The organism is Streptomyces sp. NRRL WC-3549 (genome assembly GCF_000721935.1).
In the GTDB taxonomy this organism is placed as follows: domain Bacteria; phylum Actinomycetota; class Actinomycetes; order Streptomycetales; family Streptomycetaceae; genus Streptomyces.
The window spans coordinates 72504-72966 of sequence record NZ_KL585429.1; the positions used below are offsets into that span (position 1 = coordinate 72504).

At 79.7% G+C, this 463-nt stretch carries 1 pseudogene; it reads right to left on the reverse strand.

Annotated elements, in window-relative coordinates:
* Positions 1 to 399: pseudogene (locus tag IH13_RS0129960) on the reverse strand (hypothetical protein); the annotation flags it as partial.
* Positions 400 to 463: the final 64 nt, after the last annotated feature.

Genomic DNA, 463 nt, shown 5'->3' on the forward strand with positions numbered 1-463 from the left:
GAGGAGCAGCGGGTCCAGTCCGGGCGCGCAGCCGCTGTCGGCGGCCACACCGACGCGGGTCCAGACCCGGTCGGTGGCGCCCGGCCCCGCGCCGTCGCCCTTGAGGGTGCGCGGGAAGAGGGTGTCGACGGGGACGCTGTGCCAGGCGGAGCGGCCCACGGTGTAGGCGCTGCGGGTCCCCGGGTCGGCCGCCCGGTCCTCGGTGAGCCAGGTGCCGGCGAGGGCGCCGCCGATCAGTCCGAGGCCGAGCACCGCGCAGGCGGCGGCCAGGGCGGTCCTGGCCGGGCCCCGGGTGCGGACGGGGCGCAGCCGGGTGGTGGTCTCGGCGGGGGTCTCCGCGTACGCGTACGCGTAGGCGGGCGGGGCCGGGGGCCGGGCGGGGCCCGGGACGGGGGCCATCGCTCCTACGGGCCCGCGGCCGGCGGGGACGGGCGGCGGTGGCGTACCTGTCTCTTATACACAT